Source organism: Micromonospora trifolii, from assembly GCF_050516465.1.
GTDB lineage: Bacteria > Actinomycetota > Actinomycetes > Mycobacteriales > Micromonosporaceae > Micromonospora > Micromonospora trifolii.
Map to the genome: position 1 here is coordinate 3,769,873 of NZ_CP191526.1, position 20,231 is coordinate 3,790,103.

A 20,231-nucleotide genomic window follows, 5' to 3' on the forward strand; every position below is an offset into this window, starting at 1 on the left:
TCCGATGACCCACCTGACCGACCTGCTCGCCGCCGTCGCGCACGGCGTCGACCCCGGCCCCTTCGCGCTGCTGCGCCGCGAGGGGGCGGACGACCTGGACCTGTTCACCGGCCCGGTCGACACCGTCGATGAGCTCACCGACCTCCCGCTGCCGGCGGGCCCGCCCGGGGCGCGGACGCTGGCCCTGGTGCCGTACCGGCAGATCACCGAGCGCGGCTTCGCCTGCGTCGACGACGGCGCCCCGCTGGAGTTCCTCCAGGTCCGCGAGCACCAACGGATCACGCTGACCGACGCCCTCGCCGCGCTGCCCGACGAACCGGTGCGCACCACCGACGCCGGCTTCGACGTCAGCGACGCGGAGTACGCGCGGACCGTGCAGCGGGTGCTGTCCGAGGAGATCGGCCGCGGCGAGGGCGCGAACTTCGTCATCCACCGCGCCCTGCACGCCACCGTGCAGGGCCCGCCGCTGGCGGCCGCGCTGGCCGCGCTGCGCCGGCTGCTGATAGCCGAACGCGGCGCGTACTGGACGTTCGTGGTGCACACCGGCACCCGGACACTGGTCGGCGCCAGCCCGGAGCGGCACGTCAGCGTCGACGACGGGCTGGTGATGATGAACCCGATCAGCGGCACCTTCCGCTGCCCCGGTGGCGTCGCCGACCGGGCGGCCCTGCTGCGTTTCCTCGCCGATGAGAAGGAGACCGAGGAGCTGTACATGGTGCTCGACGAGGAGCTGAAGATGATGGCCACCGTCGCCGAGCACGGCGGACAGGTGATCGGGCCGTACCTGAAGGAGATGTCGCACCTGGCGCACACCGAGTACCTGCTCGCCGGGCGGGGCACCCGCGACGTGCGGGAGGTGCTGCGCGAGACGATGTTCGCCCCCACCGTCACGGGCAGCCCGATCGAGAACGCCTGCCGGGTGATCGCCCGGCACGAGCGCCGGGGCCGGGGCTACTACGGGGGCGTGCTGGCGCTGCTCGGCCACGACGACGCCGACCGGCAGACCCTCGATGCCCCGATCCTGATCCGGACCGCCGAGATCTCCCCCACCGGCCGACTGCGGGTGCCGGTCGGCGCGACCCTGGTCCGGCACTCGACGGCGGCCGGCGAGGTAGCCGAGACGCACGCCAAGGCCGCCGGGGTGCTGGCCGCGCTCGGCCTCGGGCCGGCGGCGGCCGTCGGCGACCGCGGGCCGGTCGCGCGGCTGGCCGACGACCCGGCGGTACGCGACGCGCTGGCCGCGCGCAACGCACCGCTGGCGCGGTTCTGGCTGGACCAGCGGTCACCGGACGCGCCCGGACTGCCCGGGCTGGTCGGCCGTCGGGTGTTGATCGTGGACGCCGAGGACACCTTCACCGGAATGCTGGCCCACCAACTGAGCGCGTTGGGTCTCGCGGTGACCACCCGCCCGTGGCACGCGAGCGGCCCGGTCGACGACTACGACCTGGTGGTTGCCGGTCCCGGGCCGGGCGACCCGGGCAGCGCGGACGAGCCGAAGATGCTGGCGCTGCGGAAGCTGCTGACCGGGCTGCTGGCCACCGGCCGTCCCACCCTCGCGGTCTGCCTCGGCCATCAGGTGCTGGCCGGGCTGCTGGGGCTGACGCTGCACCGCCGGGACGCGCCCTACCAGGGGTTGCAGCGGGAGGTGCCGCTGTTCGGCCGGACCCGCCGGGTCGGGTTCTACTCGACGTTCACCGCCCGGGCCGAGGTCGACCGGCTGGCCACCGCCTACGGGCCGGTGGAGCTGGCCCGGGACCCGGGTGACGGCGCCGTGCACGCCCTGCGGGGGCGCGGCTTCGCCGGGGTGCAGTTCCACGCGGAGTCGGTGCTCAGCCCGGACGGGCTCGCCGTGCTGAGTGAGCTGTTGACCGGGCTGCTGCCCGCGTCGCGTCCGGACGAGCTGTCCGCGACGCGCGGAGGCGCATAGTCGCCCTGGCCCGGGGGTAGGGCTGGGTGGACCGGTGGCGCGGACGGGCCGAGAGCCCCCGCCCGCGCCACCGGTCGCCCTCGTCTGTCAGCCGCTCAGCCGGCCAGGCCCGCCTTCAGCGCGGCGCCCAGCTGCACGGCGCGCCGGGCGGTGAGCGCGCAGGCCCCGAGCGCCACGGCGTCCGGGGCGATCTCCCCGTTGTTGCTGGTGTGCGAGGCGCCGTACGGGTTGCCGGCGATGAACTGGCTGGTGTCGGTGTAACCAGGGGTGACCACGACACCGCCCCAGTGGTAGAAGACGTTGAAGAGCGAGGTCAGCGTGGTTTCCTGCCCGCCGTGCGAGGTGCCGGTCGAGGTGAAGGCGGAGTAGACCTTGTTGACCAGCCCACCCTGGCTCCAGAGCGGGCCGGTGGTGTCGATGAACTGCTTCAGCTGGGCGGCGATCATGCCGTACCGGGTCGGCGCACCGAAGATCGCCACGTCGGCCCAGGTGAGGTCGTCGAGCATCGCCTCGGGCACGTCCTGGGTCTCCAGGTGGTGCGCCTGCCAGCCGGAGTTGGAGCGGATCGCCTCGTCCGGCGCCAACTCGCGCACCTTGCGCAGGCGCACGTCGGCGCCGGCGTCCCCGGCGGCCTCGCACACGGCCTGCGCCATCTGGTAGGTGGTGCCGGTGGCGCTGTAGTAGATCACCGCTACCTTGGTCTGGGCAGCCATCAGAGTGTCCCCTTCTCGTCTCGGATCAGCTCCCGCGACTACCCGCTGCGGACGTGCTCTAACGACAGCCCGAGGCGGTGCCGGCTACCGGTCCGCCGGCTCAAGTTTTCCGCAACTTCCCGGTCGTTCCGGCCCGACGCCGCACGCGGACCGCGATCCTGATGCCATCGGTGCCGGCGGGATCGAGCCGCCGCCCCGCACCGGGCACCTGAACGGGGGATCGCGCTCCGCCGGCAACGGCGCTGGCGTAGCGCGATCAGGGGACGATCACAGCGCCCGCGCCCCTGCCTCGCCCGCGCCTCGGCTCAGCGGACCAGGGTCGCCATCAGCCGGTCCAGCTCGGCCGCCGGGTCGACGGTGAGACCGGTGTGCACCGGCCCCGTCTGGATCATCGTGCTGCGCGGCGCGGCCAGCCAGTGGAACCGCTCACCGAGCCGCATCCGGGTCGCCGGCCCGTCACCGGAGCAGGTCCGGTCCCAGGAGTCGAGCACCGCGGCCACCGCCGGCAGGTCGACGTCGGGCGCCAGCGCGCGAACCCGGTCGGCGTCCAGGTGCGTTCGCGCGGCCAGGAAGTCGCGCTGCTGGCAGTAGAGCAACACCCCGACGTTGATCTGCTCGCCGCGCTCGATGCGGGGCACGAGCCGGATCAGCGCGTACTCGAAGGGTTGCCTCATGCCCCGCTCCCCGATGGCAGCCAGTCGGCCGTGCGGGCGACCCGGCGGGACAGGTGATCCAGGTACGCGCCGCGCGCCGCGTCGGCTGTCTCGAAGTCGGCGGCGGTCAACCACTCCCCCGGCACCAGGGCCAGCACCTCGGTGAGCAACTCCGGGGTGACCTGGGGAGCCAGCTCGGCGTCGGCCTCGGCCAGCCGCGACGCGTACGGCGCCAGCACGTGATCCTCCGCGCGGTAGGCCCGGTGCACAGCGGCCCCGGCGCGCGGCCAGTTGTGGTGGAAGTACAGCGAGGCGCCGTGGTCGATCAGCCACAGCTCCCGGTGCCAGACGAGCAGGTTCGGGTTACGCCAACTCCGGTCGACGTTCTCCACGTACGCGTCGAACCAGAGCACCCGGGAGGCCAGCGCCGGGTCGACGGGGTGCGCCACCGGGTCGAAGCCCAGCGCCCCGGGCAGGAAGTCCATCCCGAGGTTGGCGCCGCCGCTGTTGCGCAGCAGCTCCTGCACCTCCTGGTCGGGCTCGGCCCGCCCGATCACCGGGTCGATGTCGAGGACCACCAACGGCGGCACCCGCAACCCCAGCCGACGCGCCAGCTCACCGCAGATCACCTCGGCGATCAGCGCCTTGGGCCCCTGCCCGGCGCCTCGGAACTTCGCCACGTAGGTGCCCAGGTCGTCGGCCTCCACCACGCCCGGCAGCGACCCACCCTCGCGCAGCGGGGTGACGTAACGGATCGCGGTGACCTGGCGGAGCACGCCGCCCACCCTACTGTGGCCGGCCGGGACGGGTGGCGGGCCCGCCCAGACCGGCACGCGCGGCTTAGTCGATCTTGTCGCGCAGCTTGTCGACCTGGGTCTGCAGGCGGTCCACCGCGTTCTCGTTGTTGACGAACGTGGTGATGCCCGCGGCCAGACCGAGCCCGATCAGCACGGCCAGGATGCTGAGCACCAGGCCGCCGATCGACACGCCACGACCGGTGACCCCGGGTCGGCGCGCCATCTTGAGGCCGACGATGCCGAGGATGATCCCGATGATGCCGAGCACCAACCCCAGCCAGGCGAGGATCGCCGTCAACACGCTGAACAGCCCGGCCACTCCGAACACCAGGGCGAAGGTCGCCGCGGCGCTCGTCTTCGCGCGGGCGTCCCCCCGATGTCCGCGGGACCCGGCCGTTACGCCGGCGCCTCGCGCCGGCTCGCTTGCGGCAGTCATGACGCTCCCTTCCGCACGCGCGACGCGCGCACTTCCGGCCGCCGCATCCCCCGTGCGCGGCCCGTTATGCCCCGTCGATCCGGTGCTCTTCCGGTGCGGGCAGGCGTTGCTGGTGCCAGGGATCTCCGGAGGCGCCGGCGGTGAGGTGTCGTTCGTAGCTGGCCACCTTGACGTTGATGAGGTCGAGGCAGTCGCGCAGCTGCGCGAACTGCTCGGTGATGTAGCGCTGGTGTGCGCGGAGCAGTTCGAGCCGTTCGGCCTCGTTGCCGCTGCCCGCGCGAACGAGCTGGGCCAGGCGGCTGATCGTCGTGAGCGGCATTCCGGAGGCCCGGAACTTGACGCAGTTCGCCAGCCACTCGACGTCCCAGGCGCTGTAGACGCGCCTGCCCGACCCGTCACGCCGCACCTCGCTGGCCAGCAGACCCTCACGCTCGTAGAGCCGCAGGGTGTGCACACTCAATCCGGTGCGCTGCGCCACCTGCCCGATGCTCAGGCCCCTGTCCGCCATGGCGTCGACGGTAACCCGTTGACCTAGACCTCGGTCTAGCATCTAGCGTCCGCGGCATGACCAGCGACACGACCCACACCACGTTCGGTGCCCACAGCACGACCGGAGACGTCCTCACCGGAATCGACCTCACCGGCAAGACCGCAGTCGTCACGGGCGGCTACTCCGGCCTCGGTCTCGCCACGACCCTCGCGCTCACCCAGGCCGGGGCTCGGGTCGTCGTCCCAGCTCTCCGACCGGACGTGGCGCAGCGGGCGCTCGCCGACGCGGCCGGAGTCGAGATCGAGGTCGACCAGTTCGATCTCGCCGACCTCGCCTCCGTCCGCGCGTTCACCGAACGATTCCTCAGCAGCCATCCCGCCCTCGACATCCTGATCGCGAGTGCCGGCGTCATGGCCTGCCCGGAGACACGGGTGGGACCCGGCTGGGAAGCGCAGTTCGCGATCAACCACCTCGGCCACTACGCGCTGGCGAACCTGCTGTGGCCCGCGCTCATCGCTGCCGGCACGGCTCGTGTCGTCGCGGTCGCCTCCGGGCGCGACCCGGCGTGGCGAATCCGGTGGGACGACGTGCAGTTCGAGCGCGGCTACGACAAGTGGGAGGCCTACACCCAGTCCAAACTCGCGAACGTCCTGTTCGCCCGACACCTTGACCTGCTCGGCAGACCGCACGGCGTCCAGGCCTTCTCCGTCAACCCTGGCTGGATCCGCACCCCTCTGCAACGACACCTCGCCATCGAGGAGATGGTCAGCGCGGGCTGGATCGACGCGGACGGGAACTCCGCTCCGGGTCTGTTCAAGACCGTCGAGCAGGGCGCGGCCACCCAGGTCTGGGCCGCCACGTCACCTCAACTCGACGCGAACGGCGGCGACTACTGCGTGGACTGCCGCCACACCGACGGCAGCCCCACGGACGGCAGCGCGGCAGCCCGCCTCTGGGCTCTGTCGGCGGACCTGACCGGCCTCGACCTCATCAACTGAGCCCTCGCGTAACGGCCGGGGTGCCCTGGCGATGCGGTCGGCTCCTAAACTGGGTCTTCTCCTCGGGAAGGGCTGCCGATGCCTGTCGACCTCAGCGCGGCCGACGCGTTGGCGCTGCGGATGACCAGCCTGCTGCTGCGCCCACATCCGAGCACCCGGCCCGGCACCGTCGCCGAGGTGGTCGAGTGGTTCGGCGCGATGCAGGCACAGGACCTGGCCAGCGGGCTGTGGTCGCTGGGCGCCCGGCTACCCGGTCACCGCATGACCGACGTGCAGGCGGCGTTGGAGCGGCGCGAGGCGCTGCGCACCTGGCCGATGCGGGGCACCGTGCACCTCGTTCCGCCCGCCGACGCCCGCTGGATGCTGGAGCTGACCGGCGTACGATCCCTGGCCGGCGTGGCGACCCGGCGGGCGCAGCTCGGGCTCACCGAGGCCGACGCCGACCGGGCGGCGGAGGTGCTCGGCGCCGCGTTGGCCGGCGGCGGTCGACTCACCCGCGCTCAGTGCCTGGCCACCCTGCGAGAGGCCGGCCTGGGCACCGACGGGCAACGTGGCTACCACCTGCTGTGGTATGCCAGCGTTCGCGGCGTGACCTGCGTGGCGCCGAACGTCGGCACCGAACAGACCTTCGCCCTGCTCGACGAGTGGGCACCCACGTCCCACCCGCTGGAGCGGGACGAGGCGCTGGCCCTGCTCGCCCACCGCTACGTTCGCGGGCACGGCCCGGTCACCGACCGCGAGTTCGCCGGGTGGAGCGGCCTGACCCTGACCGACGCCCGGCGCGGCCTGGCCGCCGCCGACGAGGCGCTGAGCACGGTACGCGTCGACGGCACACCGATGTACGTCGACGCGGCCCTGGCCGACGCGCCACGCACCGCCCCGGACGACGTGTTGGCGCTGCCCGGCTTCGACGAGTACCTGCTCGGCTTCCGGGACCGCACGTTGATGCTCGACCCCGCCCACCAGGCGGCCGTCGTGCCGGGCAACAACGGCATCTTCCAGGCCACCGTGGTCCGCGCCGGTCGGGTGGTGGGCGTGTGGAAGCGCAAGGTCGGCCGCACCGCGGTCACCGTGACGATCCAGCCGCTCACGACGCTCGACATCGCCGCGCGGGCCCGGGTGGAGCAGGCGCTCGTGCGCTACGCCGACTTCCTCGGGCTGCCGGCCCGCTTCGACTGGCTGACCTGAGACCCGGCGGCGTCACTGCTTCGGCGGCGCCGGGTCGGCCGGTCGTGGGCGTGCGGCGCTGAGCAGGTCGACGATTCGGGCCACCCGGGGGTCCGCCCGGATCTGCGCCACGCTGGCCGGCAACGGCAGCCGCCAGTTCGGATACTCGTCCACAGTGCCCGGCATGTTGGGTTGGCGAACCTCGCCCAGCACGTCGTAGAGGGAGACGCCGAGCAGCCGGGTCGGGCTCGCCGCGAGGGCGGCGTGCATCGCCACCACCACCTCGCCGTCGTCGGGCGTCTTGGCCGGTTCAGCCGACTCAGACCCCGGCACCGGCGCGGGCAGCAGGTTCTCGGCAGCCAGCATCGTGAGAAGCCGGTCCCGGTCGGCGGCGGCGCGGGCCCGCTCCACCGCCACGTCGGTGCCGAGCAGCTTCAACTCGTCGCGCACCCGCACGTGCTCACCGGTCAGGAAGCCCGGCGCGGTCGGCAGGTCGTGGGTGGAGATCGTGGCGAGAGCGTTGCGCGGCCACCGGGCCGGCGGGACGAAGTCACCGGCCTCGTCGCGTGCGAACCACAGCACTGTCGAGCCGAGCATGTTGCGCCCCCGCAACCCTCGGGTCACCGCCGGTTGGACCGTGCCGAGATCCTCACCGACCACCACCGCGCCGGCCCGGTGCGCCTCCAACGCGAGGATGCCCAGCATCGCCTCGGCGTCGTAGCGCACGTAGGTGCCTTCGGCCGCGCCGCCGCCCGGCGGCACCCACCACAGTCGCCACAGGCCGGCGACGTGGTCGACCCGCAGGCCACCCGCGTGCCGCAGGACGCGGCGCAGCATGTCCCGGTACGCGGCGTACCCGGTGGCGGCGAGCCGGTCCGGGCGCCACGCGGCGAGCCCCCAGTCCTGGCCGAGCTGGTTGAAGTCGTCCGGTGGCGCGCCGACCCGCACGCCCTGGGCCAGCACGTCGGCGAGCTGCCACCCGTCCGCACCGCCCGGGTCGATGCCCACGGCCAGGTCGTGCACGACACCGACCGGCATCCCCGCCGAGCGGGCCGCCGCCGTGACGGCGTCGAGCTGCTCGTCGCAGAGGTGTTGCAGCCAGGCGTGGAAGGCGACCCGGTCGGCGAGACGCCGACGCTGCTCCGCGACCGCCGGGCCGTCCGGGTGGTGCAGCTCCGCCGGCCAGGCACGCCAGTCGTTGCCGTGCCGCTCGGCGAGCGCGCACCAGGTGGCGAAGCTGGTCAGCGCCGGGTCCGCGGCAAGATCCACCGGCTGGGCGTACGGATGCAGCAACTCCAGGGCGCGCCGCTTGGCGGCCCACACCTCGTCGTAGTCGATCAGCGGCCCCCGATCGGGACGCAACGCGTCGACCACCGCACGGGTCGCCGGGTCCGCCGTCCGGTACGCGGCGGTGTCGCTGACCCGCAGGTAGAGCGGATTGACGAAGCGTCGACTGGCGGGCGAATACGGTGAGGTGGCCACCGGGTGCGCCGGCCCGACCGCGTGCAGCGGGTTGAGCAGCACCAGCCCCGCCCCGTTGGCACCGGCCCACCCGGTGAACTCGGCGAGGTCACCGAGGTCGCCCATGCCCCAGGAACGCTCCGAGGCGAGCGCGTAGAGCTGGAGCATCCACCCCCAGCTCGACGGCGGCACCGGCAGCCGGCGCGGCACCACCACCACTGTCACCTCACGGTCGGCGCAGGCCAGCCGGTGCCACCCCAGCGGCAGGTCCGCCGGCAGTTCGCCGTCGACCGCGCGGCGGCCACCGTCCTCCAGGGTCACCACCCCCGGGCCGGGCAGCGCCCGGCCGCGACCGTGGGTGAGCACGACCGTCTCCGGCAGGGCGCTCCGGTCGATCGCACGGGCGGCGGTGAGCGCGTCGGCGATCGCCGACGGGCTGGTGGCGTCCACGCCGAGCAGCCCCAGCACACCCACCACGGTTTCCGGTGCGACCTCGACGCGGCGGTGCCGCCAATCCTCGTACCAGGTGGAAACACCGTGTGCGTTGGCCAGCGCGGCCAATCGTCGGTTCATCCGTCCCCCGCTTCACGACGCGACCTGCGACCACCTTGCCACGCCCGCCCGAACACCGCAGCGCCCCGCCGCCCCACCCGCGCCGATCTTGCAGTTCCTGTTCCGACACGAGGGGCATTCCGCCTATGTCGACAACCGAAACTGCAAGATCGGCGCGATCTGGCTGGCAGTCAGTCGGCGAGCGCGCCGGCGGCCCGCCCCTCGTGCAGGGTCAGGTTGCGGCCGTTGGCCGGGTCGAACAGGTGAATCTTCTCCAGGTTGAACCAGACCCGCCGCGTTTGTCCCTCGGCGACCGGGGACTCGGCGGACAACCGGGTCACCAGGTTGCCGCCGGCGCCGGCGAAGTCGGCGGCGCCCGCGTCGGCGGCCAGCTCCTCCAACTCGGCGGCGCTGGCCTTCTCACCCTCGACGGTGAAGTACACGTACTTGTCCGAGCCCATCGACTCGACGATGTCCACCGGCGCCTCGAACTCGATGCCCCGCCGACGGGTGTCGTCGTCCACCAGTTCGGCGTCCTCGAAGTGCTCCGGCCGGATGCCGAGGATCAGCTCACGGGGCGCGTCAGCCGCCTCCAGCTCCCGGCGGACCCGGTCACCGAGCGGCACCTTGCCCAGGGCGGTGTGCAGTTCGCCGTCCTGCACGGCGGCGTGCAGGAAGTTCATCGACGGCGAGCCGATGAAGCCGGCCACGAAGAGGTTCTTCGGGTGGTCGTACAGCTCCTGGGGCGGCCCGACCTGCTGCACCGCGCCCCCGCGCATGATCACCACACGGTCGCCGAGGGTCATCGCCTCGGTCTGGTCGTGGGTGACGTAGACGGTGGTGGTGCCGAGCTGCTTCTGCAGGCGGGACACCACAGTGCGCATCTGCACCCGCAGCTTGGCATCGAGGTTGGACAACGGCTCGTCCATCAGGAACGCCTTCGGCTGGCGGACGATCGCCCGGCCCATCGCCACCCGCTGGCGCTGGCCGCCGGAGAGGTTGGCCGGCTTGCGGTCCAGCAGCGAGGTCAGCTCCAGCACCTTCGCCGCCTCGTCGACCTTGCGGTCGATGGTCCCCTTGTCGAGCTTCGCCAGCCGCAACGGAAACGCCATGTTCTCCCGCACGGTCATGTTCGGGTACAGCGCGTACGACTGGAACACCATGGCGATGTCCCGGTCCCGGGGGGCCTTGTCGTTGACCCGCTGCCCGGCGATGCGCAGTTCACCGGAGCTGATGTCCTCCAGCCCGGCGATCATGTTGAGGGTGGTGGACTTACCGCAGCCCGAGGGCCCGACCAGGATCACGAACTCGCCGTCGGCGATCTCCAGGTCGACGTCCTGCACGGCGACGGTCCCGTCCGGGAAGCTCTTGCTCACCTTGTCCAGCACGATGTCAGCCATGACTACCCACCTATCCCTTTACCGCGCCGGAGGTCAGACCGGACACGATGCGACGCTGGAAGAAGAGAACGAACAGGATGATCGGAACGGTGATCACCACCGCGGCGGCGCAGATCGCCCCGGTGGGGTCCTCGAACTGCGACGCGCCGGTGAAGAACGACAACGCGGCCGGCACCGTGCGGGACCGCTCGGTCGAGGTCAGCGAGATCGCGAACAGGAAGTCGTTCCAGCAGAAGATGAAGACCAGGATCGCCGTGGTGAACAGCCCGGGCGCGGCCAGTGGCGCGATCACCCGCCGGAACGCCTGGCCCTGGGTGGCGCCGTCCATCTTCGCGGCCTTCTCCAGGTCCCACGGGATCTGCTTGAAGAACGCCGACAGCGTGTAGATCGCCAGCGGCAACGCGAAGGTGATGTACGGCAGGATCAGCCCGAGCCAGGTGTCGAAGATCTTGAGCTGACGCTCGATCTCGAACAGCGGCGACACCAGTGACACCTGCGGGAACATCGCGATCAGCAGGGAGACGCCGACCAGCAGCTTCTTACCGGGGAAGTCCAGCCGGCTGATCGCGTACGCGGCCATCGCACCGAGCACCACCGCGACCAGCGTGGCGATCAGCGCGACGCCGATCGAGTTGACCAGCGCCCGAACGAACTGGTCGGTGTCGAAGATGGTCCGGTAGTTGTCCAGCGTCCACTCCCGGGGGATGAAGTTCCCGTCGGTGAGGGTGGCCGGTGTCTTGAACGACAGCGACGCGATCCACAGCACCGGGACCAGCGCGAAGACGACCACGAGGACGTCGAGCAGACCCCAGCGCAGCTTTGCCCTGGTAGTGGTTTCGACAGCCATGTCAGCGCCTCTCTCCGTCGTCGCTGCCCGGAGCAGCGGTGCCGAACAGCTTCACGAAGACGAAGGCGATGATCGCCACGGTGATGAAGATCAGCACCGACATCGTCGAACCGATACCGAGATTGAGACCCCGGATCAGGTTGTTGTAGGCGAGCATCGACACCGACGACGTCTCGTTGCCTCCGGCGGTCAACACGAAAATGTTGTCGAAGACCCGGAACGCGTCCAGGGTGCGGAACAGCAACGCGACCAGGATCGCCGGCTTCATCACCGGCAGCATCACCTTGGTGAACTTCTGCCAGGCGGTCGCGCCGTCGGTGGAGGCCGCCTTGAGCAGGTCCTCCGGGACCAGGGCCAGCCCGGCCATCAGCAGCAGCGCCATGAACGGGGTGGTCTTCCAGATCTCCGCCAGCATGATGATCGCCAGGGAGCTGGCCCGTTCGGTGAGCGGCGCGCCGTCGCTGAACAGGTCGGCCAGGTAGCCGGTGCCGGGCGTCCAGGCGTACCGCCAGGAGAACGCGGCGACGACTGTGACGATCCCGTACGGGATCAGCGCCGAGGTCCGGACCAGGCCGCGGCCGACCAGGGTGCGGTGCATGATGATCGCCAGGCCCATGCCGAGCACCAGCTCGACGGCGACGGTGACCACCGTGATCAGCATGGTCACCCCGAACGCGGTCCACCAGAACTCGTTGGTGAGCACGGTGACGTAGTTCTCCAGCCCGATGAACTCACGCTGGTCGGGGAAGCGCAGGTCGAAGCGCTGCAAAGACAGCCAGACCGAGTAGATGATCGGGTACGCGGTCACCAGGATCATGACCAGCGCGGCCGGCGCGCAGAGCAGCAGACCGAGCCGGCGTTCGGCCTTCTTGTTCTCACTCAACGGGGCCTTGCGACGGCCACCACGCTGGGTGGGCACTGTGGCGCGCTGGCTGGTGGATTCGCTGGTCTCGTCGGCGGCGACATCGGCGCCGGTCGGCGTGGCGTTGATACTCACGGCAGGACCCCCTTGGACTGGAGGGCGTCGGCGATGGCGCCGCGCAGCTCGTCGGCGGTCTGCTGCGGACGGATCCCGGACGGCGGCGACAGGATCGCCGACATCACTGTGGAGATGCTCTGGTAGGCGGGGGTCAGCGGCCGCGTCGCCGGCTCCTTCAGCTCCTCCAGGATGGTGTCCTTCATCGGGTACGCCTCGGTCATCTCCGGGTCGTCGAAGACTGCCTCGATGGTCGGCGGCACACCGTCGTTGATGGCGGAGAACTTCTGGTGCTCGGCGCTACGGATGCACCGGGCCGCCTCGAAGGACTGCTCCGGGTGCTTGGAGTAGGAGCTGACCGCCAGGTTGACCCCACCGATGGTGACCTTGCTGGGGGTGCCCTCGTCGATGCCCGGAATCCGAGCCCAGCCGACCTGCTTGGCCAGCTCCGGGTTCGCCTCCTGAAGGGCCGGGTAGACGAACGGCCAGTTCACCTGGAACGCGCCGGAGCCGGACTGGAACTCCAGCCGAACCGGGTCCTCGGTGGCGTTGGTGAACGACGGCGAGGTCACGCCCGACGTGGCGAACTTCTTCAGCTGCTCCAACGCCCGGACCGTGCCCTCGTCCATCACGGCCTGCGTACCGTCGTCGTTGAGGATCTTCCCGCCGGCGCTCTCGGCCAGAGTGTTGTAGAGGACGACCAGACCCTCGTACTGCGCGCCCATGGTGAGCACCTGGTACGGCTTGCCCTGGTCCTTGAGCTGCTGGGCCGCGCTGATCATCTGGTCCCAGGTGGTCGGCGGCTGCGGCACCAGGTCCTTGCGGTACCAGAGCAACTGGACGTTGGTGTTCTTCGGCGCCGCGTACAACTTGTCCTCGTACCGGGCGGTGTCCAACGGCCCGGCGAGGGTGCCCTGCTCGACCTCGGCCTTGTCCTGGCCGGTCCACTCGCGGATCCAGTCGGCGCTGGCGAACTCCTGGGTCCAGGTGACGTCCAACCCGAGCAGGTCCATCCCGCTGTCCTCGGCGGCCAGCCGGCGCACCATCTGCACCCGCTGGTCGTCGGCCTGCCGGGGCAGCACCCGGTAGGCGATCTCGTACCGTCCCTGGGCCTGCGCGTTGCAGTCGTCGACGACCTTCTGCAGGTTCTGCTCGGGCGGGTAGTACAGGTTGATCGTCGGTGGGCCGCCAGCGTCGTCCGCGCCGCACGCGGCCAGCGGCGCGACGAGTGCCAGCGCGGCAGCCGCCGCGCCCAGCCGAACAACCGGCCGGCGTCGGTGTCGAGCCGTTTCGGGGTCCGTCATCGCCCTCCCCCTCTCCTCGGCGAAAGACCGGGGAGGGCGTCCGTGCCCCGGCGCACGGCGAGCCGATTCCGAGTCGGCAAGCTGCGGAAACACCGGCCCAGATGCTCTGTAGCGGCTACTCTGCCCCACCCGTGAAGCCGCGAAACCTGACTGTCACGGCGAGCGTGCGCGCAGCGACCGGCCGCCTGGATCGGGTCGACGGCTTTCGAACTCCGGTATATCGTGACGCCAAGTAGTGAGCTATTATGTGCGGCATGGTAGTGGCAGAGGGTCAGCCGACCTATGACAACGAGCGGCAGACCCAACTCTTGCGGGGCGCCCTGGACATGTGCCTGCTGGCGCTGCTGGCACGCGAGCCCGCGCACGGCTACGAGCTGGTTCGGCGGATGGAGACAGCCGGCTTTGGCGCAATCAGCTACGGCACGATCTATCCACTGCTGACCCGGATGCGCCGACTCGGCCTGGTCGCTCACGAACAGCAGGTCAGCCCGACCGGCCCGCCCCGAAAGGTCTACGCGCTGACCAGGTCCGGCCGGATCCACCTGGACGCCTGGCAGAAGCAGTGGCACCGGTTCGCCGACACCGTTGGCGCCGTTCTCGACCCGCTCGACCACAGCCCCAAGAGGAGTTGACCATGGACACCATCGACGGCCTTCTGGGCGAAGCCGACCAGGCGTGGCGCGGGTACGGGGTCGGCTCGGCCGATCGGGCGGCACTCGCTGCGGACCTGCGCCTCGACCTGCGGGCCGCGGCTGCCGACGGGGGCGATCCTGTGCAGCTGCTCGGCGGTGACGTGGCCGGCTTCGCGCGGCGGCTCGCCGACGAGGCTGGCGTCCGACGAGTGCGCAGCGACTACAGCCGCATTCTCGGCACCGCACTGATCGGCGCGATGCTCGGTGCGGTGCTCGGCTACGGCCTCCTGATGGCGATCTACCCGGTATTCGTCAACCTTGTCGACATCCCCCGCTCGATCGAGGTACCGATCCAGCTCGCCGTCGCCGTCTACTACGGCGTACCGGGCGCCGTGGTCACCGTGGGAGCGGTCATCGCGGTGCGGACCCGGCTTCGCGAGCTGCCCAGGATCCGGCGGACGGCTCGGATGATGACCGTCCTCGTGCCGGCGGCCGGCATCATCATTACGCCGATCACCGTCGGCTTCGCCTGGTCCACCGGCTACAGCACGGCGCCGCCGGTGGTGGTCGCGGAGATCGCCATGGTCCTGGCCGCGCTCGCCGGTGCCACGGTGCTGGCGCGTCGCCTGTCGCTCCGCGAGCATCGGGTCGTCTCCGACGCCCCTCACACAGTCAAACCCGCCTGACGGTCGAAGACGAGCAATCCCGAACTGGAGATCTTGGACAGTTTCCGTTCCGCCCGAACGGAAACTGTCCAAGATCTACGAAGTCATGCGCATGCTGACCCCACAGTGGGCCCGGCTGGAAGGCGTTCGAAGCGGCACTGGGCCCACCGGTCCGCCCGGACCAGGCATGCTGGAACCATGATCGCGCGCTTCAAGGACCTCTGTCTGGACGCCAACGACCCGCTCGCACTCGGCGCCTTCTGGGCCCGGATGCTCGACGGCGACGTGGCCGATGCCGGTGACGACGACACCCGGGTGGACCCCCGCTCGGCGCGCTCGAACGCCGAGTCCATCTGGGTGAACAAGGTGCCCGAGCCTCGGGTCGGCAAGACCCGCGTACACCTGGATCTGCGGTTGGCCAGCGCGGACCCGGCGGCGCTGCTCGCGGACGGCGCCCGGCTGGTTCGCGAACCGGCCGGAGAGGAGACCTGGTGGGTGCTCGACGACCCGGAGGGCAACGAGTTCTGCGCGTTCCCCGCCCGGGAGGGCACCCGACCGGGCCCGTTCGAGCTGGTCGTGGACTCGACCGACCCGGCGGCGCAGGCGACCTGGTGGGCCGGGGTGGTCGGCGGCACCATCGAGCACGAGTCGAGCACCTCGTCGGTGGTCGGCGCGGCCGGGTTTCCGTGGGAGTACTGGGTGTTCGTCGGGGTGCCCGAGCCCAAGACGGTCAAGAACCGCCTGCACTGGGACGTCGACCTGGTCGACCCGGAGCCGACCGCGCTGCTCGACGCGGGCGCGACCCTGCTGCACGAGCCGAGCGCCCAAAGCCGATGGTGGGTGCTGGCCGACCCCGAGGGCAACGAGTTCTGCGCCTTCGCACCACGCCCCACCGGGTGAACGACCGACTACCGAGCGCGGGCGCCGTCGGCTAGCGTTTTCCTAGCGCCGTAGCCGGCGCGTTCGCCGCCGCCGTCGACACGCCTCCGGCCGACCCATGCCTGCCCGATCGGTTGGTAATCGCGGGAACATCCCACCGCCGCTCCCCCGGTTCGGCAGGATCGTCCCAACGAGGAGGTGCCGTCGTGCAGGACACCCGCGCTCTCGCCCTGACGTTCGAGGTGAGCGGCCTGCCACCGGTCAAGACCGAAGCGTTGTCCATCTTCGCCGCCGGGCACCGGCAGGCGACGAGGGTCCGCACCCTGCTCCAGGCCGCCCTCGCCGCGGCCCAGCGCACCGGCTGGACGCCGTTGCCCGGGCCGATCGAGGTGGACCTGGTGTTGCGCTGCCCGCCCGGGCACCGCACTTCCGACGCCAGCACCCTGCTCGGCGGCGTCTGCGCGGTGTTGCAAGACAAGAAGCGGGTGTCGAGCATCGGCCTCGCCCACCTCGGCGTGCTGGTGGACGTCGCCCTCTACGACGACGACCGGCAGATCCGCCGGCTGTCGTACCACGAGGAACCGGCGGAGGAATTCTCGTACCAGGTGCGGGTCGCCGCCGTACCGACCGGGGTTTGACCGACGTCCGCGGTGGGGTATCGCGGACGCCGACGAAGGGAGCACCGATGTCGGAGCCACATGTCACGCTCGACCCCCGCGGGCTCGATCCTGTGCAGCAGAAGCTGCGCGGCCCGCTGGAAGAGCAGCTGACCTCGGCGCTTCAGGCCGCCACCGACCGGGTCCGCGCCGGCTACGCCGGCGAACCGGTCGAGCAGGTCTGCCAGCGACTGTTGGAGGAGACCCGCTCCGGGTTGCATCCCGACATCGCTGCCGGGTTCAACCCGGACATGGACGAGTTCTGCCGGGTGGCGGTGTCGATCGTCCGACGCGAGGGCTGAGCCGCGACGCTTCTCAGTATCGGCTCAGCTGGGCGTACGGGCTGAGCACGATGCGTGGTGACAGCGCCGGGTCCAGCCAGTTGAGCACGTCGACCAGGTGACCGTGGGCGAGGGAGACGCAACCAGCGGTGGCGTTGCCGGCGCTGGTGCTGAACTGGTGCAGGAAGATCCCGCTGCCCGCGTTCGGCACCGGCTTCGGCACGTTCGGCGGCATGTTGTAGGTGATCACCGCGAAGTGCGTGTACGCGGGGACCTCCTTCCACAGTGCCTCGCTGGCCCCGCCCGGGTTGCTCGCACTCTGCTGGAACGTGTTGTAGCGCGCGGACGACGGATTCTCGTTCCACCAGTCACCGCTGACCAGCCGGTGGTAGGGGTATAGCACGCCCGGGTTGGCGGCGATGCCGTACATGGTCGGGCCGATCGAGTAGACGCCGGTCGGCGTGGTCGGCACACCCTCCACGTGGTTGTCGCTGAAGCCCTTCGAGCCGATCCGGGCGGGCAACGACGCCGAGGCCGGCTGCCAGCCGTTCCGGACCCGCACGTACGCCTCCAGCGTGGCGTAGGTGGTGGTGTAGCTGCTGGCGCCGACGATGATCACCTGCTTCGTCTCCGCCGGCAGCGTGGTCAGCGCGCTGGCCCGGTTCGATAGCTGCGGCACCGTCCAGGGTCGCTGCGCCGGGGGCGTGCCCCAGCCCGGCCGCAGCGGCCGGTCCGCCGCGAGTGCGGGCGCGGCCGGAGTGAGCACGGCCGGGGCGGCCAGACCCGCCGCCGCGCCGAGTAGGAGAGATCTGCGCTTCATGCCGCCATCCTGACAGTCGAACCGGCGCGCGGTCTGCCCCGCTCCGCACTGTCGAACGATTCGCGGGCCGGGTCAGGACCGGGTCCGCAACTACCCGGCCCTGACCCTCGGCCATCCGGCAGGGAAGCGGACAGCTCCGGCACCCCGCGGCGCGGGCGTGGCACGACGCCACGCGCCGCAACGGGGTGAGCCGGCCACTTCGCACTCAGCTCCACGGTGCTCACCCGCCGAACGCCGACGCGCCCCGACACACCCCGAAGGGCCGTGAGCGCCGGACCAGGCTAGGCGGGCTCCGACCGGCCGGACAAGCCGCTCCGGACGACCGGCGGCAGGACTGACCCCAAGATGAAAATCGGGCAGGTCGGCGTAACGCGACCATGATCGCCGACGCTGTTTGGCTCCGACGGTCAGAAGTGGCGCAGCAGGTCACGGAACGCGGCGAGCCGCAGCACCCCGCCGTCGGTCGGGTCCAGCTCGTCGTCCTCCAGCACCCAGGTGTTCGCGTTCGGAATGAACACCGCGTTCAACCCGGCGGCCCGCGCCGGCAGGATGTCGGACTTCGGGGAGTTGCCGATCATCCACGCGCCGTCCGGCGGGAAGCCGTGCTCCCGAGTGAGCCACCGGTACGTGTCGACGTTCTTCTCGGCGACGATGTGCGCGGCCCCGAAGTGGTGCAGCAGGCCGCAGGCGTCCAGCTTGCGCTGCTGCTCCTCCTGGTCGCCCTTGGTGAGCAGCAGCAACTCGTGCCGGCCGGCCAGCTCGTCGAGCGCGTCGGCCACCCCGGGCATCAGCTCCACCTGGTGCTCGACGAGGGCCACCGCCAGCCGGTCGATCTCCTGACGTTCGGAGTCGGTGGCCGGCCGCTCGCGCAGCCGCTCCAGGCACTCCGCCAGGCTGCGCATGAAGACCTCGCTGCCGTACCCGTGCGCCACCGCGTTGGCCCGCTCGATGTCGTCGAGGACGACCCGCAGCTCGGCCCGGTCCAGGGTGGGGTGGTCCAGCCAGCCCAGGAAGTCGTCGATCACCCGCTCGAAGACGACGTTGTTCTCCCACAAAGTGTCGTCCGCGTCGAAGATCAATACCTGTGCCTGTCGTCGCGCCGCCACGCCGACCGTCATGCCAAACCCTCCCCGTGCCACCGCCCCCAAGGCCGAGAGACAGGATAGGCGGGAGATCGATTTGAGATCTTCCGGATTTTCGTGAACCGTTCCGGCGCGGCCGTCGTCCTGCGGAGGCGACATCCATGATGATTCCCGCCCAGGTTCGGGACGGCTCTCGAGGAGTACGGCATGGTCACCATGAAGTGGGTCACCGGCGCGGCGATGCTGGCCTGCACCAGCGCGCTGGTGGCGTGCCAGAGCGGTGCGGACAAGGCGGCGGGCACGACGACGCCGTCGGGTGCTGTGACAGGCACGCCGACGCCGACGGAAGCGGCACCGGCCACGTCATCGGCAGCGGCGGCCGGCCCACTGCTGTCCGGCAAGCGCGAGGTCACGATCACCCGGGTGCAGGGTTCCGGGGAGGCGCTGGAGATCAGCGGGCGGCTCGAGGAGGGCGGCGACACTGGCGGTCGCACCCTGTTCGTGCCGACGCCGATCGGCGGCGACCGGTACGTGATCAGGGCATTCGGCGTGAAGGACGGCCACCCCGCCAACGACGACCCGTCCTGCTGGCAGGTGAACGGCCTGGATATCGAGCCTGAACTGACCATCGGGGCCGTCGTCTGCGACCCGGACGACCCGATCCAGCGGTTCACCATCATCGCCAAGGGCGACGGCACGTACGCGATCGGCAGCGAGAACCGGTTCCTCCAGCACCTCCCCGGCAACGGCCTGATCCTCAAGGAGTTGGGCAACGCCAAGCTGAACACCACATTCCGGTTCACCGACGAGGGTCCGGCCGACCGCAAGCCCATCAACTGACCACGATCGAGGGGCGTCGGCGGCGGCCTGGTCAGGGCCACCGCAGCAGCCGTTGCGCGATCAACGCTTCGCGGTCCTCCTGCCCCTCCGGTCGCAGCCGGCCACCCCGGGTGAGCATCACCACGCCGTGCAGCAGGCTCCAACCCACCTCGGCGAGGGTGTCCGGGTCCCGGCCCTCGGCGAGCGGGGTGAGGGCCGCCCGCAGCTCGGCGAAGACCGCCCGCGGCGCGGCCGGCACGCCATCCACGCCGAGGGCCAGGTCGGGGGTCAGCGCGAGCATCGCGTCATAGACCTCGGGGTTCGTGTACGCGAAGTCGAGGTACGCGGTCGCGACCGCCGGCCAGACCCCCTCGGGGCTGCCGGAGGTCTCCGCGTGCGCCTCGGCGAGATCGGCGGCCAGATCGGCGAAGGCGCACACCGCGACGGCGGCGATCAGCGCCTCCAGATCGGCGAAGTGCCGATAGATGTCGCCCATGTCGATCTCGGTTCGTTCGGCGAGCCGTCGGGTGGTCACCCCCGCCCAGCCCTCCGTCTCGGCCAACTCTCGCGCGACCGTGACGATGAGGTCACGCCGGTCCTGTTCAGTGGCCTTCTCGGCAGGTCCGGGCACGCCCACGAGCGTAGAGGCGTACACCTGCCGTAGCGGTCGGGTGAC

22 protein-coding genes are annotated in these 20,231 nt (G+C 71.1%); 9 read left to right on the plus strand and 13 right to left on the minus strand.

The window, feature by feature from the left end; translation table 11 throughout:
• The first annotated feature begins 4 nt into the window (after positions 1–4).
• Positions 5–1,927, plus strand: a complete 1,923-nt coding sequence (locus ACQRWP_RS17425; protein WP_430496118.1) for an anthranilate synthase family protein — start codon at positions 5–7, stop codon at positions 1,925–1,927.
• A gap of 95 nt (positions 1,928–2,022) precedes the next feature.
• Here ACQRWP_RS17425 and wrbA read toward each other — a convergent pair whose 3' ends face one another.
• From wrbA to ACQRWP_RS17450, 5 genes are all read right to left on the minus strand, one after another.
• Positions 2,023–2,640, minus strand: a complete 618-nt coding sequence (gene wrbA / locus ACQRWP_RS17430) for an NAD(P)H:quinone oxidoreductase (RefSeq protein ID WP_238686701.1) — start codon at positions 2,638–2,640, stop codon at positions 2,023–2,025.
• A 305-nt stretch (positions 2,641–2,945) separates the two neighbouring features.
• Entirely contained in the window at positions 2,946–3,314 is a 369-nt protein-coding gene (locus ACQRWP_RS17435; RefSeq protein ID WP_091404117.1) for a DUF3037 domain-containing protein, read from the minus strand.
• A complete protein-coding gene (locus ACQRWP_RS17440) occupies positions 3,311–4,069 on the minus strand; it encodes a HipA family kinase (RefSeq protein ID WP_430496121.1) in 759 nt (252 codons plus the stop codon). Before ACQRWP_RS17440 ends, ACQRWP_RS17435 begins: the two co-directional genes overlap by 4 nt.
• 64 nt (positions 4,070–4,133) lie before the next feature.
• Positions 4,134–4,526: a hypothetical protein gene (locus tag ACQRWP_RS17445; protein ID WP_238686698.1), complete on the minus strand. Its 393-nt coding sequence runs from the start codon at positions 4,524–4,526 to the stop codon at positions 4,134–4,136.
• A gap of 64 nt (positions 4,527–4,590) precedes the next feature.
• Positions 4,591–5,034, minus strand: a complete 444-nt coding sequence (locus ACQRWP_RS17450; RefSeq protein ID WP_430496123.1) for a MerR family transcriptional regulator — start codon at positions 5,032–5,034, stop codon at positions 4,591–4,593.
• 56 nt (positions 5,035–5,090) lie between these two features.
• Between ACQRWP_RS17450 and ACQRWP_RS17455 the strand changes: the two genes are divergently transcribed.
• Together ACQRWP_RS17455 and ACQRWP_RS17460 are read left to right on the plus strand one after the other, a co-directional pair.
• Positions 5,091–6,014 (plus strand): SDR family NAD(P)-dependent oxidoreductase, encoded by a 924-nt coding sequence (locus tag ACQRWP_RS17455; RefSeq protein WP_430496125.1) that lies wholly within the window; start codon positions 5,091–5,093, stop codon positions 6,012–6,014.
• A 78-nt stretch (positions 6,015–6,092) separates the two neighbouring features.
• Positions 6,093–7,202 (plus strand): winged helix DNA-binding domain-containing protein, encoded by a 1,110-nt coding sequence (locus ACQRWP_RS17460; RefSeq protein WP_430496127.1) that lies wholly within the window; start codon positions 6,093–6,095, stop codon positions 7,200–7,202.
• Between the two features lie 12 nt (positions 7,203–7,214).
• Here ACQRWP_RS17460 and malQ read toward each other — a convergent pair whose 3' ends face one another.
• The 5 genes from malQ to ACQRWP_RS17485 form a co-directional block, all read right to left on the minus strand.
• Positions 7,215–9,215: a 4-alpha-glucanotransferase gene (gene malQ / locus ACQRWP_RS17465; RefSeq protein ID WP_430496128.1), complete on the minus strand. Its 2,001-nt coding sequence runs from the start codon at positions 9,213–9,215 to the stop codon at positions 7,215–7,217.
• A gap of 170 nt (positions 9,216–9,385) precedes the next feature.
• Complete coding sequence (locus ACQRWP_RS17470) at positions 9,386–10,594, minus strand: ABC transporter ATP-binding protein (protein ID WP_430496130.1); 1,209 nt, start codon at positions 10,592–10,594, stop codon at positions 9,386–9,388.
• A gap of 10 nt (positions 10,595–10,604) precedes the next feature.
• Positions 10,605–11,441 (minus strand): carbohydrate ABC transporter permease, encoded by an 837-nt coding sequence (locus ACQRWP_RS17475; protein WP_124816208.1) that lies wholly within the window; start codon positions 11,439–11,441, stop codon positions 10,605–10,607.
• Between the two features lies 1 nt (position 11,442).
• Positions 11,443–12,438: a carbohydrate ABC transporter permease gene (locus ACQRWP_RS17480; protein WP_430496131.1), complete on the minus strand. Its 996-nt coding sequence runs from the start codon at positions 12,436–12,438 to the stop codon at positions 11,443–11,445.
• Complete coding sequence (locus ACQRWP_RS17485) at positions 12,435–13,721, minus strand: ABC transporter substrate-binding protein (protein WP_430496132.1); 1,287 nt, start codon at positions 13,719–13,721, stop codon at positions 12,435–12,437. The genes ACQRWP_RS17480 and ACQRWP_RS17485 overlap by 4 nt, the downstream gene beginning before the upstream one ends.
• Positions 13,722–13,975: 254 nt before the next feature.
• On the opposite strand from ACQRWP_RS17485, the gene ACQRWP_RS17490 reads away from it, so the two are divergent.
• The 5 genes from ACQRWP_RS17490 (at position 13,976) to ACQRWP_RS17510 (ending at position 16,855) form a co-directional block, all read left to right on the plus strand.
• Complete coding sequence (locus tag ACQRWP_RS17490; RefSeq protein ID WP_430496133.1) at positions 13,976–14,353, plus strand: PadR family transcriptional regulator; 378 nt, start codon at positions 13,976–13,978, stop codon at positions 14,351–14,353.
• A 2-nt stretch (positions 14,354–14,355) separates the two neighbouring features.
• Positions 14,356–15,039, plus strand: coding sequence for a hypothetical protein (locus ACQRWP_RS17495; protein ID WP_430496135.1), 684 nt, complete (start codon positions 14,356–14,358; stop codon positions 15,037–15,039).
• Positions 15,040–15,216: 177 nt separating this feature from the next.
• Positions 15,217–15,918, plus strand: a complete 702-nt coding sequence (locus ACQRWP_RS17500) for a VOC family protein (protein WP_430496137.1) — start codon at positions 15,217–15,219, stop codon at positions 15,916–15,918.
• A 185-nt stretch (positions 15,919–16,103) separates the two neighbouring features.
• Positions 16,104–16,535, plus strand: a complete 432-nt coding sequence (locus ACQRWP_RS17505) for a hypothetical protein (RefSeq protein ID WP_112583019.1) — start codon at positions 16,104–16,106, stop codon at positions 16,533–16,535.
• Between the two features lie 47 nt (positions 16,536–16,582).
• Positions 16,583–16,855 carry a hypothetical protein gene (locus ACQRWP_RS17510; protein WP_196924288.1) on the plus strand — a complete coding sequence of 91 codons (273 nt, stop codon included), beginning with the start codon at positions 16,583–16,585 and terminating at the stop codon, positions 16,853–16,855.
• Between the two features lie 13 nt (positions 16,856–16,868).
• Here the strand turns inward: ACQRWP_RS17510 and ACQRWP_RS17515 are convergent, their stop codons facing one another.
• Together ACQRWP_RS17515 and ACQRWP_RS17520 are read right to left on the minus strand one after the other, a co-directional pair.
• On the minus strand, positions 16,869–17,654 hold the full coding sequence (locus ACQRWP_RS17515; protein ID WP_430496139.1) for a L,D-transpeptidase family protein: 786 nt from the start codon (positions 17,652–17,654) through the stop codon (positions 16,869–16,871).
• A 407-nt stretch (positions 17,655–18,061) separates the two neighbouring features.
• Positions 18,062–18,772, minus strand: a complete 711-nt coding sequence (locus tag ACQRWP_RS17520; protein WP_430496141.1) for an HAD family hydrolase — start codon at positions 18,770–18,772, stop codon at positions 18,062–18,064.
• 171 nt (positions 18,773–18,943) lie between these two features.
• On the opposite strand from ACQRWP_RS17520, the gene ACQRWP_RS17525 reads away from it, so the two are divergent.
• Complete coding sequence (locus ACQRWP_RS17525; RefSeq protein ID WP_430496143.1) at positions 18,944–19,576, plus strand: hypothetical protein; 633 nt, start codon at positions 18,944–18,946, stop codon at positions 19,574–19,576.
• A 31-nt stretch (positions 19,577–19,607) separates the two neighbouring features.
• Here the strand turns inward: ACQRWP_RS17525 and ACQRWP_RS17530 are convergent, their stop codons facing one another.
• Positions 19,608–20,186: a TetR/AcrR family transcriptional regulator gene (locus ACQRWP_RS17530; protein ID WP_430496145.1), complete on the minus strand. Its 579-nt coding sequence runs from the start codon at positions 20,184–20,186 to the stop codon at positions 19,608–19,610.
• Between the last annotated feature and the right edge of the window lie 45 nt (positions 20,187–20,231).